The organism is Variovorax boronicumulans (assembly GCF_029892485.1).
In the GTDB taxonomy this organism is placed as follows: Bacteria; Pseudomonadota; Gammaproteobacteria; order Burkholderiales; family Burkholderiaceae_C; genus Variovorax; species Variovorax boronicumulans_B.
In genome coordinates, this window is the sequence record NZ_JARXVG010000009.1 from 36,254 (window position 1) to 53,922 (window position 17,669).

General features: G+C 64.3%; 12 protein-coding genes and 1 pseudogene. All 13 read left to right on the top strand.

Annotated features, from left to right (window positions below; translation table 11 throughout):
* Positions 1-229: 229 nt before the first annotated feature.
* The gene (tssH, locus tag M2282_RS20465; RefSeq protein WP_280810600.1) at positions 230-2,926 is read left to right on the top strand and encodes a type VI secretion system ATPase TssH; all 2,697 of its coding nucleotides are present in this window, start codon (positions 230-232) and stop codon (positions 2,924-2,926) included.
* A 59-nt stretch (positions 2,927-2,985) separates the two neighbouring features.
* Positions 2,986-3,525: a type VI secretion system contractile sheath small subunit gene (gene tssB / locus M2282_RS20470; protein WP_280810601.1), complete on the top strand. Its 540-nt coding sequence runs from the start codon at positions 2,986-2,988 to the stop codon at positions 3,523-3,525.
* 22 nt (positions 3,526-3,547) lie between these two features.
* A complete protein-coding gene (gene tssC / locus M2282_RS20475) occupies positions 3,548-5,050 on the top strand; it encodes a type VI secretion system contractile sheath large subunit (protein ID WP_280810602.1) in 1,503 nt (500 codons plus the stop codon).
* A 133-nt stretch (positions 5,051-5,183) separates the two neighbouring features.
* Complete coding sequence (locus tag M2282_RS20480; protein WP_280810603.1) at positions 5,184-5,669, top strand: Hcp family type VI secretion system effector; 486 nt, start codon at positions 5,184-5,186, stop codon at positions 5,667-5,669.
* A 215-nt stretch (positions 5,670-5,884) separates the two neighbouring features.
* Positions 5,885-6,348: pseudogene (tssJ, locus tag M2282_RS20485) on the top strand (type VI secretion system lipoprotein TssJ).
* A 32-nt stretch (positions 6,349-6,380) separates the two neighbouring features.
* A complete protein-coding gene (gene tssK, locus M2282_RS20490) occupies positions 6,381-7,736 on the top strand; it encodes a type VI secretion system baseplate subunit TssK (protein ID WP_280810604.1) in 1,356 nt (451 codons plus the stop codon).
* Complete coding sequence (tssL, locus tag M2282_RS20495; protein WP_280810606.1) at positions 7,733-9,094, top strand: type VI secretion system protein TssL, long form; 1,362 nt, start codon at positions 7,733-7,735, stop codon at positions 9,092-9,094. Before tssK ends, tssL begins: the two co-directional genes overlap by 4 nt.
* 20 nt (positions 9,095-9,114) lie before the next feature.
* Positions 9,115-13,110, top strand: coding sequence for a type VI secretion system membrane subunit TssM (gene tssM, locus M2282_RS20500; RefSeq protein ID WP_280810607.1), 3,996 nt, complete (start codon positions 9,115-9,117; stop codon positions 13,108-13,110).
* A gap of 18 nt (positions 13,111-13,128) precedes the next feature.
* Positions 13,129-13,833 carry a type VI secretion system-associated protein TagF gene (gene tagF, locus M2282_RS20505; protein WP_280810608.1) on the top strand — a complete coding sequence of 235 codons (705 nt, stop codon included), beginning with the start codon at positions 13,129-13,131 and terminating at the stop codon, positions 13,831-13,833.
* Positions 13,830-14,915 (top strand): TagK domain-containing protein, encoded by a 1,086-nt coding sequence (locus M2282_RS20510; protein ID WP_280810609.1) that lies wholly within the window; start codon positions 13,830-13,832, stop codon positions 14,913-14,915. The genes tagF and M2282_RS20510 overlap by 4 nt, the downstream gene beginning before the upstream one ends.
* Before the next feature lie 38 nt (positions 14,916-14,953).
* Entirely contained in the window at positions 14,954-16,033 is a 1,080-nt protein-coding gene (gene tssG, locus M2282_RS20515) for a type VI secretion system baseplate subunit TssG (RefSeq protein ID WP_280810610.1), read from the top strand.
* A complete protein-coding gene (locus tag M2282_RS20520; protein ID WP_280810611.1) occupies positions 16,014-17,039 on the top strand; it encodes an ImpA family type VI secretion system protein in 1,026 nt (341 codons plus the stop codon). The genes tssG and M2282_RS20520 overlap by 20 nt, the downstream gene beginning before the upstream one ends.
* Complete coding sequence (locus tag M2282_RS20525; RefSeq protein WP_280810612.1) at positions 17,039-17,644, top strand: hypothetical protein; 606 nt, start codon at positions 17,039-17,041, stop codon at positions 17,642-17,644. Before M2282_RS20520 ends, M2282_RS20525 begins: the two co-directional genes overlap by 1 nt.
* Positions 17,645-17,669 lie beyond the last annotated feature (25 nt).

Genomic DNA, 17,669 nt, shown 5'->3' on the forward strand with positions numbered 1-17,669 from the left:
GCGCACCTCTGGATAAATTTCACAGATCAATTGCCTGCTTTTTTGATTTAACTATTGGTAGAAACTGTGCGTCGCACAGCTTCGCGCCAGCCTCCAGAATCGCCCCTATTCCAGAAAGCATAGGGAGTGCGGAGTGGGCAAGAAGACGGTAGGTGTCGGACATTTTCTCTTGAGCATTGCGCTGGGTTCCGCCGGGCAAATGATGTCGTTCGGGGGGCAATAGACCGCAATGGCAATCTCCCGGCGAGCGCTGTTCGGCAAGCTCAATCTCACCCTGTTTCGCGGCATCGAATCCGCAACGGCTTTTGCCAAATTGAGGGGAAATCCATATGTCGAATTGACGCACTGGATTCACCAGCTCTGGCAAATCAACGACAGCGATCTGCATCGCATTTGCCGCCACTACCAAGTTGACGTGCAAGCCGTCGACAAAGACCTGGCTCTGGCGCTGTCGGCATTGCCTTCGGGCGCCACCTCGCTCAGTGATTTCTCCCATCATGTCGAAGCGGCCATCGAGCGTGCATGGATCCTGTCCAGTCTCGAATTCGGCGATCGCTGTGTACGCAGCGCCTGGCTCCTGACGGCGTTGGTGCAAACGCCCGAACTGCAACGCGTACTCCTGGGCCTGTCTCCCGAATTCCGAAGGCTTCCTGCAGAGCGAATGAGAGATGTCATCGCCGGGCTCATCGCAGGTTCACCCGAAGACAAGGAGGGGCCGCACGACGGCTCCGGCATGCCGTCGGCAACGCCGGGCGAAGCGAGCGGTGCAATCGTCGATTCGCCGGATGGCAAATCTGCCTTGGCCCGCTACTGCACCGATCTGACGGAGCGCGCACGCAGCGGCCAGATCGACCCCGTGATCGGCCGCGAACATGAAATCCGCACGATGGTCGACATCCTGCTGCGGCGGCGACAGAACAACCCCTTGTTGACAGGGGAGGCCGGCGTGGGCAAGACGGCGGTGGTCGAAGGGCTCGCGCTTGCCATTGCCACGGGAGAGGTTCCGCCATCGCTGCGCGATGCCCGCCTGCTCAGCCTCGATGTGGGTGCGCTGCTCGCGGGTGCCAGCATGCGCGGAGAGTTCGAGTCCCGCTTGAAGTCGCTGCTCGAAGAGGCAAGCCGTTCTAGCCAACCGGTCATTCTCTTCATCGACGAGGTGCATACCTTGGTCGGCGCCGGTGGCCAGGCCGGTACTGGAGATGCGGCCAATCTGCTCAAGCCCGCGCTTGCGCGCGGCACCTTGCGCACTGTAGGCGCGACCACCTGGAGCGAATACAAGCGCCATATCGAGAAGGATCCTGCGTTGACCCGGCGCTTCCAGACGCTGCAGGTCGCGGAGCCCGAGGAGGCTTCGGCGATCGAGATGGTGCGCGGTCTGGTCGCCACCTTTGCCGAGCATCACGGCGTTACCGTGCTGGACGAGGCGGTGCGGGCGGCGGTGACGCTGTCCCATCGCTATATCCCGTCGCGCCAGCTGCCGGACAAGGCCATCAGCCTGCTCGACACCGCGTGCGCGCGTGTCGCCATGTCGCTGCACACGCCGCCTGCCGTGGTCGATCAGTTGCGTCGGCGGATCGCAGCCCTCGATGTGGAACTCGCCTTGTTGGCTCAGGAGGGCGAAATCTCGCGAGGCAGCGAGACCCGATCGGAGCGCATCGAAACCGCGAATGCCCGACTGGCTGCCGCCGAACATGAACTCTCGACACACGAAGCCCGGTGGCAAGAAGAGCTCGCAATGGTTCGGCAGATCCACGCGCTGAGAACAAAGAGGAGGGGGGAGGAGGAGAGCGGCGCCGAGGGCGAATGGCCCTCGGCGCGGTTGCGGGTCCAGGAAGAAGAGCTCCTCGCGCGGCAACAGGACGTGCCGATGGTCTTTTCCCAGGTCGACGAGTCCGTGGTCGCGGCCATCGTTGCAGATTGGACGGGCATCCCCGTTGGTCGCATGGTGCAGGACGAAGTCGCGGCAGTCTTCAGGCTTGAATCCATGCTCGGCGAACGCGTGATCGGCCAGGGCCACGCCCTCGCCGCGATTTCGGAGCGCATCCGCACGTCGCGGGCGCAGCTGACTGACCCGAACAAGCCGATCGGCGTCTTCCTTCTGGTTGGTCCCTCGGGTGTCGGCAAGACGGAGACCGCGCTGGCACTGGCGGATGCGATGTATGGCGGTGAACAGAATCTCATCACCATCAACATGAGCGAGTTCCAGGAGCCGCACACCGTCTCGACGCTGAAGGGCTCGCCGCCGGGCTACGTCGGCTACGGAGAAGGCGGGGTCCTGACGGAGGCCGTGCGCCGACGACCCTACAGCGTGATCCTCCTCGACGAAGTGGAAAAGGCGCATCCGGATGTGCACGAGGTCTTCTACCAGGTGTTCGACAAGGGCTGGATGGAAGACGGCGAAGGCCGCCAGATCGATTTCAGGAACACCACCATCCTGTTGACGAGCAATGCCGGTGCGGAACTTGTCCAGAGCCTGTGCGAGGACGCCACGTCGCCGCCCGATGTCGAAACCTTGCGTGAAGCGCTGCAGCCTGTTCTTCGCCAGGTTTTCCCGGCCGCATTCCTGGGACGCCTGTCCGTTGTGCCCTATCTCCCATTGGAAGAGAAGACGCTGGGCAACATCGTCGCGCTGCACCTGGACCGGGTGGTCCAGCGCATGAAAAAGCAGCACGGCATCGAATTGCACTACGCCGATGGTTTGGTGGCCGAAATCGTCGAGCGATGCGGCACCCATGAAACCGGTGCGCGCCGTCTGATCGGTTTCATCGAGCAGAACCTGCTGCCCGTCCTGTCGCGGCACTGGCTGGGCGCCTTGCAGGAAAAGCGGGTGATCGCCCGGATATCGGTCGACGCAAGGTCGCGTGGCAAAGCGGGGCCGGACCTGCAAGGAGGAGACGCCGTCATCTGCCATACCGAATACGTCTGACTCTTGAAATCGCAGTGTTTCCAAGGGCTCTATTTCTTAGTTTTCATCAGGGAGTTTTCATGACAAGCAACAACAGCAGCCAGAAGTTCATTGCCCGCAACAGGGCGCCACGCGTACAGATCGAATACGACGTGGAAATCTACGGCTCGGAAAAAAAGATCGAGCTGCCTTTCGTCATGGGTGTTCTGGCCGATCTTTCCGGCAAGCCCGCGCAAGCGCTGCCGCCGGTGATCGACCGCAAGTTCCTCGACATCGACATCGACAATTTCGACGAACGCATGAAGGCGATCCAGCCCCGCGTGGCCTTTGCCGTGCCCAACACACTGTCGGGCCAGGGGCAGCTCATGGTCGACATCACCTTCGAAAGCATTGAGGACTTTTCCCCGGCTGCCGTTGCTCGCAAGGTCGAGCCGCTCAACCGGCTGCTCGAGGCACGCACCCAGCTCGCCAACCTGCAGACATACATGGATGGCAAGGCGGGCGCGGAAGGCCTGGTCAACAAGCTGCTGCAAGACCCCGCCCTCATGAAGTCGCTGGCGCAGGCGCCCAAGCCTCGTGCAGGGGAGCTCAACGCATCGGCCGCCGACTCGGCGGCGTGAGACCCGTCTCAAGGAAATTCACATGAACATCGCAAGCGATTCCGTACTCGATGCGCCCTTGGCGACGCAGTACACCAACCCTTCCGACTTTGCATCCTTGCTGGACAGGGAATTCAAGCCCAAGACCGAGGCGGCCCGGGATGCCGTCGAGGCGGCCGTGCGCACCTTGGCCGAGCAGGCGCTCGTCAATGCCGCGACCATGACCGATGACGCCTACAGCAGCATCGAAGCGATCATCGCGGAGATCGACCGCAAGCTGTCGGAACAGATCAACCTCGTGCTGCACACGGACGAGTTCCAGAAGGTGGAGTCGGCATGGCGCGGCATGCATCATCTGGTCTACAACACTGAAACGGACGAGAAGCTCAAGATCCGTTTCATGGATGTGTCCAAGGACGAAGTGCGCCGCACGCTTCGCCGCCACAAGGGCATAGCCTGGGACCAGAGTCCGATCTTCAAGCGTATCTACGAAGAAGAGTACGGCCAGCTCGGCGGCGAACCCTACGGTTGTCTCGTGGCGGATTACTACTTCGACCACACGCCGCCCGATGTCGAACTGCTGAGCGCCATTGCCAAGATCTCGGCCGCATCGCACGCACCGTTCATCGCGGGCTCGGCACCGTCGCTGCTTGGCATGGAGTCGTGGCAGGAACTTGCGAACCCCCGCGATCTCGCGAAGATCACCTCGAACCTCGAGCACGCGCCCTGGAATTCGCTGCGCAACACCGAGGATTCGCGCTACGTGGGACTTGCGATGCCGCGCTTTCTTTCGCGCTTGCCTTACGGCGCAAAAACCAACCCGGTCGACGAGTTCGATTTCGAAGAGGAAACCGAAGGCGCCGACCACCGGAACTACGTCTGGAGCAACGCGGCGTATGCCATGGCTGTGAACATCAACCGCAGCTTCAAGCTCTACGGCTGGTGCACGATGATCCGTGGCGTGGAGTCGGGTGGCACGGTGGAGAACCTCCCGTGCCACACCTTCCCGACAGACGACGGCGGCTTCGACATGAAGTGCCCGACCGAGATCGCCATTTCGGACCGCCGCGAAGCCGAACTTGCCAAGGCGGGCCTGATTCCGCTCGTGCATCGCAAGAACACCGATCACGCGGCCTTCATCGGCGCGCAATCGGTGCAGAAACCGCAGGAGTACATGGACCCCGATGCGACGGCCAATGCCAACCTGTCGGCCCGCCTGCCGTACCTGTTCGCCAGCACCCGCTTTGCGCATTACCTCAAGTGCATCGTGCGCGACAAGATCGGCTCCTTCAAGGAGCGCGAGGACATGCAGCGCTGGCTCAACGAATGGATCATGCATTACGTCGATGCCGATCCCGCCAATTCGTCGCAGGAAACCAAGGCGCGCAGGCCGCTCGCAGCTGCCGAGGTCGTGGTCGAAGACATCGAAGGCAATCCCGGCTACTACAGCGCGAAGTTCTTCCTGCGCCCGCACTTTCAGCTCGAAGGACTGACCGTTTCGCTGCGCCTCGTCGCGAAGTTGCCGTCCCTCAAGGAAGCGGCCTGAACGGCCTGGCTTCCAACCGTCCGGAATCGTTCGATGAAGTGGCGCGAAGACGCCACCCGCAAAGTCGTTCGAGGCGCCGAAGAGCGCCAGAGCATCCAGTCAAACATTGAAAACCAAGTTTCAGGGAGTTTTTATGGCGCAAGACATTTTTCTGAAGATCAACGGCATCGAAGGTGAATCCCAGGATTCCGATCACAAGAACGAGATCGAGGTGCTGGCATTCAACTGGAAGGCCTTCCAGGAGTCCACCATGCACGCAGGCTCGGGCGGTGGTGCCGGCAAGGCCACGGTCGAGGACCTGGAGTTCGAGCACTACGTCGATCGCTCCAGCCCCAACCTGATGAAGTACTGCCTGACAGGCAAGCACGTTCAGGAGGCGAAGCTCACCATTCGCAAGGCCGGTGGCAATCCGCTGGAGTACCTCAAGCTCACGTTTTCGGACGTGATCATCACCGCCATCCAGCCCTTCGGTTCGAACTCCGACGAGATGCGCGTCAGGGAGCGCGTGCGCCTGTCGTTCTCGAAGATCAAGCAGGAGTACTCGGTGCAGAACGCCCAGGGCGGCAGCGGCGGAGCGGTCACGGCCGGCTACGACATCAAGGGCAACAAGGAGTCCTGAGAGTCACGACTGGCTCTTGAGCCAACTCAGGCCTCGGCTTCGAGCGGCGCAGCACGTTGGAGCGTGCCGCGCCGCCCCTGGTCGATCCTGTCGATGGATCGCATCACTTCCTATTCACCATGCTCTTCAATGTGCCTTGTGCCTGGCGAATCGCTTCGCAGCGACGGTTTTTCGTAATTTTGTTTTCGCCGCTCGCCGTGACACTCACGTTGGCCATGGCGCGGCCTTCGCACGCCCAGTTCTCCTACCCGCGAGAGCAGACCAGGCTCGATATCACGATCACGGCAGAGGCTGGCGTCAACCCCGACGACAAGGGCAGGGCGGCACCCATCCTGGTGCGCCTCTATGAACTCAAGTCGGAAGGATCTTTCGAAGCCGCCGACTATTTCTCGCTCTCCAGCAACGACAAGGCCTGATCGGCACCGACCTGCTCGTGCGAGACGAATTCATCCTGCGGCCCGGCGATGTCAAGACCATTCGCCGCAAGTCACATCCCGACCTCGCGGCCATCGGTGTCGTCGCTGGCTACCGCGATCTCGCGCAAGCCCATTGGCGCGTGGTGCAAAAGATCGACCCCGCACCGGAAGTCGCCTGGTATCGCTCGGTCCTGCCGGCAAACAAGGTCAGGCTGCGGATCGACCTTCAAGCCAAGGGCATCCAGCTCATCCCCCTCAAATAAGCCTGCGACCTGCACGCACAAAGATCGAATTCATGAGTTGGTACAACAAAGTCGCCTGGAGCGAAGGGCTCTTCCTGCGCCCGCAGCTGTTCCAGCAGCAGGAGCGCTACCTCGAACACCTCGCGCACAAGCGCGCGGCCTCGCTCAGCCCGTTCTATTGGGGCTTCAGCCACTACAGCATCGATGCAGAGTCGCTGTCTCTGGGCAAGCTTGTACTTGCCAGCGCCGCGGGCATCTTTTCAGACGGCACGCCCTTCGATGCACCTGGTCAGACGCTGCCGCCTGCGCCGCTCACCATCCAGCCGGAGCATCTGGAACAGGTCATTCATCTGGCCGTGCCGATTCGCACGCCCAACGGCGAGGAAACGACTTTCGACGATGCCCTGGCCGCCGCGGCATCGCTGGCACGCTTCTCGGTCTTCGATACCGAGTTGCGCGATGCCAATTCCATCGGGCAAGGGCCGAAGACGGTGCAGCTCTCGCGCCTGCGCCTGCGCCTGCTTCCGCAACGGGAGCTCACGGACGCCTGGATCGGCCTTCCGCTCGCCAGGGTGACGGTGCTGCGTTCCGACGGGAGCATTGCCATCGATCCCTATCTGATTCCGCCCGTCGCCGGCTATGGCGCGAGCCCGCTGCTGACCGATTGGGTGACGAACCTGCACGGCCTGTGCCGCCTCCGCGCCCAGACGCTCGCGGCGCGCCTCAGCGGCAACGACGGAAAGTCGGGCGAGTCGGCCGAAGTGTCCGACTTCCTGCTGCTGCAGATTCTCAATCGCTTCGAGCCCTTGTTCCAGCATTGGCTGCGCGTGCGGGAGACCTCGCCGGAAGCGCTCTACACCGCGTTGACTACCTTCAGCGGGGAACTCGCCACGTTCGTGCGTGCCAGCACGCGCCGTCCGATCGAGCACCCGGCCTACCAGCACATCGACCCCTGCCTGTCCTTCAGGGCGCTGATGGCCGATGTGCAGGCCTTGCTCAACGATGTGCTGGTACGCAGCGCGCAGAGCATTCCTCTGGCCAGTCGCTCCAACGGTGTGCGCGTGGCGAGCGTCGAGCCGTCCGAATTGCAGGGCTTTTCCAGCCTGGTGTTCGCTGTGGCTGCCCATACGCCGCCCGATCAGTTGGCCAGCCAGTTTCCGGCGCGCTGCAAGGTCGGCCCGAGCGATCGGCTCGCCGAGCTCATCCGTTCGCACTTGCCCGGTATCCCGCTGCAGACCTTGCCGGTGCCACCGCGCCAGATTCCGTTCAACGCGGGCTTTGTCTACTTCCAGATCGATTCGCGCGGGCCGCTCTGGGAGCACATGGTCAAGCATGGGGGCCTCGCGCTGCATGTGGCGGGCGAGTTCCCGGGCCTGCGTCTTGAACTGTGGGGCGTGCGAGAGAAATGAAGCCTTTCCTCAACGATCCCGTGCTGGACCGGGAAGAACCCGTTGGCGCTCCAGAAGACGCTGATGCATCCGATGGCCCGCAGCCGAACGACCTGCCGGGGGGCGTGCCTCTCGCGCCGGAGTTGCCGATGCAGGTGCGCCTGGCTGCGGTCACCGCGGCCCGCAATCCCTTGCTCGAAGCGGCCCAGCCTCTGCTGCGCGCGCTCGCCGACATGCCGGCGACGCTCGGCCATGAGGGGGTGACGATCCTGCAGCAGCTGCTCGAGCGCGAGGTGGCGAGCTTCCAGTCGCTTTGCAGCAGCGCGCAGGTCAGGCACGAGCATGTGATCGCTGCGAGCTATTCCCTGTGCACCGCACTCGATGAATCCGCCAACAGCACGGAGTGGGGCGGCGGCAAGAACGGCGAAGCCGGCATCTGGGCTTCACAGCAGCTGGCCGCGAAATTCCATGGCGACACGAAGGGCGGCGACAAGTTCTTCCTGTTGGTGGGGCGGCTGGCTGCCAGCCCCCAGGAGCACATCGATCTGCTCGAGCTGATGTACCAGATTTTGGGTCTCGGTTTCGAGGGCCGTTTCAGCACGGCGACCAACGGACGCCGGCAGCTGGAGACGGTTCGTCACCGGCTTTTCACGCTGCTCGGAACCGCGCGCGGCGACGTACCGCACGATCTCTCCCCGCACTGGAAGGGCGTGGGCGGTGGCACGTTCCGTCTGCTGCGCAGTGTTCCGGTGTGGGTGACGGCCTCGCTGCTGGCGCTGGTCTTGGCAGGCCTCTTCGCCTGGTACAAGTACCGGCTGTTGCAGCAGAGTGCCGATGTGGAAGAACGTATCGCGGCCATTGGCCGGATGCGCCCGCCCCCCGCACCTCCAGCGCCTCCGGTCAAGCCGATGCGCCTGAAGGAGTTGCTGGCGCCCGAGATCGCGCGCGGCACCGTGAGCGTGGAAGAAGACGAGCACCGCAGCGCGGTCACTTTCAGGGGCGACGACATGTTCGTTCCGGGCCAGGCGCGCCTGAACGCCAGGATTCTTCCGGTCCTGGACAAGGTGGCGAACGAGATCAACCAGGTGTCGGGCTCCGTCCAGGTCACTGGCCACTCCGACAACCGGCCGATCAGGACCCGCGAGTTTCCCGACAACCAGGTCTTGAGCGAGAAGCGCGCCGAAGCAGTGACCGCCGTGCTGCTGGGCAAGGGCGTGGTGGCGTCGCGCATCCGTACGGAAGGGCGCGGCGACACGATGCCGATGGTCGACAGCGCCACGGCCGCCGGCCGAGCCAGGAATCGCCGCGTCGACATCGTCGTCACCCAGGGCAACGGCAGTGCGGCCGCATCGCCCGCCGCACCGTCGACGGCGCGCTAGAAGCGGACCGGGAGTCACACATGCAATATCTCAAACAGTTCCTGGCATTTCTTTTTTCCCGGCAGATGCTGGCCTTCCTGGCCATGGTGCTGCTGGCACTGGCGATCTGGTTCATCGGTCCCTTGCTTGCCGTGGATGGGCTGCGTCCGCTCGCGTCGGTCGGCGTCCGCGTGGCTTTCATCGTGCTGCTGCTGGTGCTTGGCATCCTCTGGCTTGTTTCGGGTCCGTACAGCCTGGTCGGGGTGGCCGCGCTGTGCCTGCTGCTTTGGCAGGCGGGGCCCTTGCTGGACATCGGCGCTGCAAAGCCGCTGGCATCGGCCGGGGCGCGGGTGGCGATCATCGGCGCGATCCTGTTGTTGTATGCGCTGTATTGGCTATACCGCTTCTGGCAGGCGCTGCGCAACAACGAGGACCTGCTTGCAAAGCTGCTGAGTTTCGGAAAAGACGCGGGCAAGGATGAAACGGGCAAGGAGGAGATCAAGACGGTCACCGCCGCAGTCAACCGCGGCCTGGCACAACTCAAGGGCTTGCGCGGCCATGGCGGGTTGCGTCGCCTGTTCGAAGGCAATCGCTATCTGTACGAATTGCCCTGGTACATGATCATCGGCAGCTCCGGTGCAGGAAAAACCACGGCGCTGCTCAACGCAGGGTTGCAATTTCCGCTCGCACGCCAGATGGGCAATGCATCGAAGCGCCGGGTGTTCGAGTCGCAAGGCGGTACCTTGCATTGCGACTGGTGGTTTGCCAACGAGGCGGTGTTGATCGACACGGCGGGCCGCTACACCACCCAGGAGAGCAACCCCGTGACCGATCCGGTCGAGTGGCGCGGTTTTCTTGGCTTGCTGCGCAAGCACCGCACGCGTGCGCCGCTCAATGGCGTGATCGTTGCGCTCGATGCGGGCGAACTGCTGACCATGACCGAGATGGAGCGTGCCGATCATGCAAGCATGGTGCGCGACCGCCTGACCGATCTGCGTCAGGAGTTGGGAATTCGCTTCCCTGTGTACGTGGTCATCACGAAGATGGATCTGTTGCGAGGGTTCAGCGAGTACTTTCAATCGCTCACCAGCGAAGGGCGCATGCAGGCCTGGGGCTTCACGCTGCCCTTCCACGGCATGAAAAATGCACGAGCGACCGTGCAGGTCCGCGAGGCCTTGCGCACGCAGGTGGAGGCGGAGCTCGCATTGCTCAAGGACCGGCTCGCCGACGGATTGCGCGCGCGGCTGAACGAAGAATTCGACGTGGAGCGACGCAAGCGCATGTACGCGCTGCCGCAGGAGCTGGCCGGTTTGGCAGGGCCGCTGGTGCCGATGCTGGACGAGATATTTCTCGTCTCCCGTTTCGACAGCACCCAACTGCACGACACCCTGCGCGGCGTGTTCTTTACAAGTGGTGCGCAAGCCCATGCGGAGCTGCCCGCCGACCCCGGTACGCTGATCCAGCGACTGCAGCGCAGCCTCGGCTTGTCGCCATCCCCGAACCCGCAGGCCGCCGGCAGGGCGTCCGAACGGGGGCAGCAAGGGTTCTTTCTCCAGGATTTGCTGACCAAGGTCATCATCCCCGAAGCCCATCTGGTGAGGCCCAATCTGCGCTGGGAATTTCGTTTCCGGCTGCTGCGCCTGATGGGGCATGCCCTGGCGGTGATCATCTTCGTGTGGCTGGCAGGCGCCCTGGCCGTGAGCTTCGGCAACAACCGCCAGTACCTGGACACCGTCGGCCAGCGCACCGACCTGCTCGCCAGTCAGGTGCGTGCATTGCTCGGCAACTTCAAGCCGGCCGGCGTGCCGGATGTGCTCAGCGGCGCCCGCGAGTTGCCCGGCTATTCGGGGCTCGATATCGACAACCCGCCAGGCAGCTTTCTCTACGGCCTGTACAGCGTGCCACCAGTGCTTGCGGCGACCGGCGAAACCTACGCCCGATTGCAGGACCACACCTTGCTGCCGACCATCCTGCAGCGCATGGAGGCCGTGCTGGCGCAGAGCATGAAGGACGGGGATGCCAAGACCGCCTACGAAACCTTGCGCGTCTACAAGCTCCTGCACGACAAGGACAGATACCTGAAAGGAGGCGCCCGGGACGTCCGGAACTGGGTGCTCAAGGACTGGGAGCGCGCCGACACTGCCGCTGCTTTCGACGGGCGGGCTTCGATGGTGGGCCATGCAACGGCACTTTTTTCCGGTGAGCGCCCGGTGCAGTCGGCATCGCTGCCCAACGAGGTGCTCGTGCGTGCGGTGCAGGACTTCCTGAACAGCAACACCTCGACGCAACGCGTCTACGAGCGCGCCAAGGCGGCGATGCTGCAGGAAGCGCCACAGGAGTTCACATTGGTCCGGGCGGTCGGGCCGCAGGCCGGAACAGTGTTTTCTCGCGCTGGCGGCCTGCCTCTCGAGAAGGGAGTGCCGGGCCTTTTCACCTATGACGGCTACCACGACTTGTTCAGCAAGCGCCTGCCGGAGTTCGTCGGGCAAGCCATCGATGACGATGGCTGGGTCATGGGGCGCAATGCCACGGGGGCGCTCGATGCCGCCGCCCGCAAATTGCAGATCGATCCATTCCTTGACGACGTCCGCCGCCAATACCTGAACGAATACGCGCAGCACTGGGAGGCGTTTCTCGAATCGATCCGCACGGTCGGAGGCGGCGAAACCAGTGGCACCAGCCTGGGATTCGACCTGAGCGTGTTGCGGCAGTTTGCCGCGCCGGATTCGCCGCTGGCACGGCTGGCGCGCGCGGCGGCCCGCGAGACCACGTTGTCTCGTCCGCTGGTGGTGCGAGTCCAGGAAGAAAAGGGCTTTCTCGACAAGGCTTCCGATGAGCTGAGCAAGCAGACCAGTGCGATCGGCAGGAATCTCGGCATTCGCGCCGAGGAGCGGCTCGAAAAACAGATCGTCGACAACCGCTTTGCAGCGCTGCGCGAGGTGGTGACCGGTCAGCCGGACATCGGTGCCGCAAACGTCGGTGCTCCCGGCGTCAAACCCGGGCTCGAGAGCATCTCGGGCCTCGTCAACGAGTTCTACACGCTGCTCGTCGTGGCCGATACGGCGCTGGCGGCGGGCAGTCTGCCGCCCGGGGGCGCCGACGTCGGTGCGCGGCTGAAGCTGGAAGCCGGAAAGCTCCCGGCGCCCTTTCGGGAGGTGTTGACCGCGTTGGCCACGAGCGGCGGCGACAAGGTGGTGCTCGGGTCGACCGACATCCTGCGCAACCAGGCCCAGCAACAGCTCGACCGCATCATGGGCCTGATGGCGATGCAGGTCAGCGAGCCGTGCAAGCGCGGCGTGGAGGGACGCTATCCACTGGCTGCGGTGGCGCAGGACGCATCCATCGAAGACTTCACGCTGGTCTTCGCCGCAAGCGGTGCCGCGGACGAGTTCTTCAACAAGTACCTGGCGTCGTATGTGGATACCAGCGTGCGCCCATGGCGCTACAAAGACCCGAGTGTGGCCAACGTCATGGCCGGCGCAGAAAGCGCTGGCGGCGCGGCGCCAGCGGCCGCAACCACGGGGCCGACATTGCTTGGCGAGCTGCTCAAGCTGTTGGCCCGAAGCGGACCGAACCTCGATGCCTTCTATCGCGCGCAGCAGATCCGCGACCTGTTCTTCAGGGACGCCGGCGGCAAGAAGCTGGCCTGGAAGATGGACCTGCGGGTGCTCGAGCTCGAGCCCAGCATCACCGACCTGATCATCGACATCGACGGGCAGGGCCAGCGCTACATCCATGGTCCGGTGCAGGCGTTCACCGTCCACTGGCCGGGGCCGCGCGGCGGGGCGATGGCGGAGATCACGGCCAATCCACGTGTCTCGGGTCCGACCTCGACCCTCCTGGCCAATGGGCCGTGGGCGCTGTTCCGGTTGCTGGAAAAGGGCCGCATCGTGAACACGGCGACGCCAGGGCGGTTGAGCGTCGAGTACTCGTTCGACGGTCGCAAGGCGCTGATCGACATCAATTCCGGCAGCCAGCCCAACCCGCTCAACAGCGAAGTGCTCAAGGGCTTCCGTTGCCCAGGGCGCGCGGCCTGACCTCCCATGCTTGCAAGATTGATCAACTCCTGGCGCATTTCTCCCCCGGCGATCTGGGGCAAATTGCCGGCTCAGGCAGATTTCGCGCGCAGCGGCGTGCGACAAGGGGAGGCGGAGGCGTGGACGCAGTGGCTCGCGCAGCAATGCATCAACACGGACATCGGCATGACGGCCAGGGCGGTCTTGGTGCCGGCCGCTTTCGCCCTGCCGCCCGGCACCTTGTCGTTCGCGCGGCAGCGGTTTGTACTGGGCGTGATTTCGCCATCCGTCGACAAGGCGGGGCGCTCTCATCCCTTGGTGATCTATCAGCAGGAGCCTCCGCGCCGGGCCATACGGCATTTCGAAGCGCAACTTCGTCAGCCGCTCGATTGGCAGTTCTGGCTTGCGCGCGCTGTCGCGCGCCATGCCCGCACGAGCCGCGGCGACATTGCGGCTTTGGAGAACACGGTGCATGCGCTGTGGGCGGAAAGTTGCACGCTCGAGAAAGACTTCTCCGTACAACGCGTTCGCTGGATGCAGGCCCTGCTCGATCAACGGACAGGGCTCCCACACGATGACGATCCTGCTGCCGCACTGCATGGCGTTCGCCATCTTCCCTGGGCCGATTGGCCGCACCGCCTGCAAGGCGCACGAGCCGAAAGCGCCTTCTGGCAACAGGATGCCAACGGGCGATTCATCGGTGCGGCCAACACGCTGCAAAAGTTGTGGAGCATCTCGCCATGAACGCCGGCAATCCTCACACCGGGAGCGCCCAGGTGTTCCCCTTGGTTCTTCGCCTCACCCACAGCGGCGGCGAAGCGCGACACGGAACCCTGCTGATTCCGCCGACCGGCGCGAGCATGGCCGATGCCTTCCAACTGTGTGCCGAGCGCCAGGATGGTGGGGAGTGGTCCGTCGCCAACCTGTGCCACATCGCTTGGCGCGATGAAGCTGGGGAATGGCAGTTGCGCAATGGCAGCTACACGCTCATGTGCGCGTGCAACGGCAAACGGGTCCGGGGAGGCACGGTGGTGCCGGTCGCCGCGGGCGATACGCTCGAACTGGGGTTGCAGCGCTTCGTGCTGGAGCAAGGGGAAGAAAGATCGCCCGAACGGGTGCATGCGGTCATCGATAAGCAGGAGCGCCCGTCGGCTGTGCCCGAAGACACGGGTGTCAAACCCGCGTTGCCGCATGTCTTCGAACTGCGCGAACTGGATGGCTGCAGCACCGACAACGGCCGGCAAATCGATCCCCTCGGCGACCCGTTCGGCGTGCTCGACATCGCCGGCGCAAGGTCTCGCCCTGTCACGGACACGCTGGCTGAATTGCTCGGCGAAAGATCGCGCCCCGAAGCGCGGACCACGCCGTCCGCCGGGCCGCCGCTCGGTGTTGAGCCGACCGGTGCCCTGTTGGGCGAATTGCATGAAGAATTCGTGCGTGTGGTCCAGGACCCCGACCAGCTCTCGGGTCGCACCGATTGGGACGGCTTCGTGGTTTTCGGCGCCGAGGCCGCTCCTACGCTGGAGGAACTGAGCAGGCAGGCCGAGACCTATCCTTTGCTGCGCGACATCCTGCAGCCGCGCGAAGGCGTCGACCAGATCATCGAAGAGTTCGATTCGCTTGCGACATCGGGACTCCTCGATGCGGAACACCCGCAAGATGTGCTTGGCCTGTTCGCGCCGGAACTGGCTCGCGACGCCAAGGTTCCTTTGCCCGGCCTGACGCGACGCGAACACCACGATCTTTCGCCGGACAGCCATGTCCGGATCGGTTCGATGCGTACTGGAGATGGCGGCGGTGATGGCAAAGAGGAGGGTGTTTCGTGAGGGGCTCCCCCACCAAACCCGCGCTGAAGGAAATGCTCATGCGATTGCGCGAGGCCCCCTGGGAGTTCGGCTTCTTCGCCTTGCTGAGGCGCATCGGCGCCGCTGGCTCGCCCCAGCCCCCGATCGGGCTCGCGAGCCGCCCGCAGCAGGAGTCTTTCCGGTTGGGGCAGGCAGCCGCGTTGATCTTTGCGCCGCGCGAAATCGCCGGAGCCGTGTTGCCGGGCGAGTCGCAACCGGCCGTGCCAGGGGCGCCGCCTCCGCGCTCGGGAAACAATCCGGCCCTCCCCATGGTCCGTGTGTACGGCCTGGGCCTGCTGGGGCCCAACGGGCCGCTACCGCTGCACTACACGGAACTGGTGCGGGAGCGCACCGAGAACCACAACGACAGCACGCTGGCGGATTTTCTGGATTTGTTCCACCACCGTTACCTGACGCACATGTACCGCGCATGGGCGCAAAGCCAGGCTGCGGCGGGACTGGATCGCCCTGGAGATGAAGTATTCAGCCGCTACGTCGCGCGCCTCACGGGACACGATCCGTTGGAAATCCGCGATTCGGCATTGCCCGCGCATGCCCGCCTTGCGGCCTCGACGCATCTGGCGCGCGAAGCCCGCAACCCCGACGGATTGGCTGCCACGCTGGCCCGTTTCTTCGCGGTGCCGGTCCAACTCCAGGAGTTCGTGCTGCACTGGATCCGCATCGACGACGAAGACCAGAGCCACCTGGGTCAGGCACGCGCTTCCAGCGTCATGGGTATCGGGGCGATCGCGGGAGAGGTCGTGGCCGACCGGCAAAACAAGTTCCGGCTGGTGATCGGGCCGTTGACGCTCGACCAGTACCTGCGCTTTACCCCCAATGGGCAGGATCTCCCGCTGCTCGTCGAGTGGGTGCGGGGCTTCGTCGGCCACGAATTTGTCTGGGAGGTCGAGCTGCGCGTGCGCAACGACAGCACGCCGCCCGCCCGGCTCGACGATTCGGAAAAGCTCGGATGGTCCACATGGCTCGGCGGCTCGGAAGGCCACGCGGTGCATGCGGTCGACTTCACCGTGGGGATGGTGTTCGAGCCAAAGCAGTACATCGGTTCGCGCCATCGCGGCGATGCCCACGTCGTTCACTGATTTTTTCCACCCGACATCGATGACCTACGTTGCCAAACCTCCCCTGACGGCCGCCGAACTCGAACCCTTGAGCGTCAACGATCCTTGCGGCCCGAGCCTCGAATACGACGCGGAATACGCGGTGCTGCTCTCGCGCATGACACCGCGTGGTGACGCCCAATACGGACAGTTTGTCGGAATGCCCGAAGCGCCGAGCTGGGCCGAGATCGAGCGCGATTGCCGCCGCCTGCTGCTGCGGACCCGGGACATCAACCTGTTCGTCTGGCTGTGCCGGGCGCGCGTGCGGGTGGCGCAGGCCGCCGGGCTCGCGCAGTCGTTGGCCGCCCTGTCCGCTGTATTGGAGCGCTGGCCCGACGCGGTGCATCCGCAGCTCGTGGTCGAAGGAGAGCGCGATCCGGCCGTGCGAGCCAACGCCCTGGCGGCATTGGCTGATCCCGAAGGATTGCTGGGCGACGTGCGCGAGATCCTCGTTGCGGCCAATGCCGCGAGGCATCTGACGGTGCGCGAAATCGAGCGTGCGTGGTCGGTGCCGCGTCCGCCTGACGCGCCGAGTCCCGAATCCGTCGCCCAGCAACTCGCCCAATTGCGTCTTGCGGCGAACGGGGATGCCGATGCACCGGTGAACCTGTTGGCACAGGCGTCGCAGGCGGCGGTGCGGATCGCCGACTGGGCGGAACGCCACCTTGGCCAGGACGCGCCCGCGCTCCAAGCGCTGGTCGATCTCCTGCAGCCCTTCGACGACATCGAAGCTGTTCCGGACGCCCGGAAAGTCGGCGCTCGGGAAAGCGCCGAGCATCCCGGTGTTGGGGGCCGTGCGCCGCGCGACGAAGTCCTTCAGGCCATCCGCAACGCACGCGAGTGGTTCGAAAACCACGAGCCCAGCAGCCCGGTCGCGGTTTTGTTGAAGCAGGCCGAGCGCATGGTCGGCAAGCGTTTTGCGCAGGTGGCCGATGCCATTCCGCTCGATCTGTTGCAGAAATGGGACTCCGCGGGGGAGCATGCTTGATGGGCAGTGAGATGCACATCGGCTCCCTGGTCGCCTGCGTCGCGTCGGGAATACTCGGGGCGGGGCTCGGCGCCTGGATCTTCTCGCAGACGGTTCGCGCGCAATTGGAGGCACAGCGACAGGCCTTCGAGCTCGCCAGGGAGAAAGCCCAGCGGGACTTGCAACAGACCTTGTTGTGCGTGCCGCAGTGGGTCCAGCGGGCGGCCCGGACCGAACTGGAGCTTCTCGGGCGGCAGCATGCGGGGCGTCACGAGGCGTTGCTGCGCGAGCAGCAACGCTGGCAGGCGGAGCAGGACGAGCGGAGACAGGCCGAATGGCGCGCGTTGAGGCTCGAGCCTGTGGGCGCCAAGCTGCCGCCGGCGCCGCAACCGGACGGCAACCGGGGCGCAAAACCGACACCTGCACCGTCCCCGGCTCCTGCCCGTCCGCCCGGGTCGATGGTTATGCGCCCGCCGCCGCCTGCGCCTGTCGAAAGCCCGGAACTGCCCGAGTCTGAGCTCAGCGACGAGGAGATCGACGCGTTGCCGCCCGATCTGCCGCCGCCCCTCCGGCCGCGGAGCAAAAAAATGTCTGCGCCAGGCAAGCCGGTTCTTCGCAGCATCTGAGCAAATCTGCGACTCTCAGGTTTAT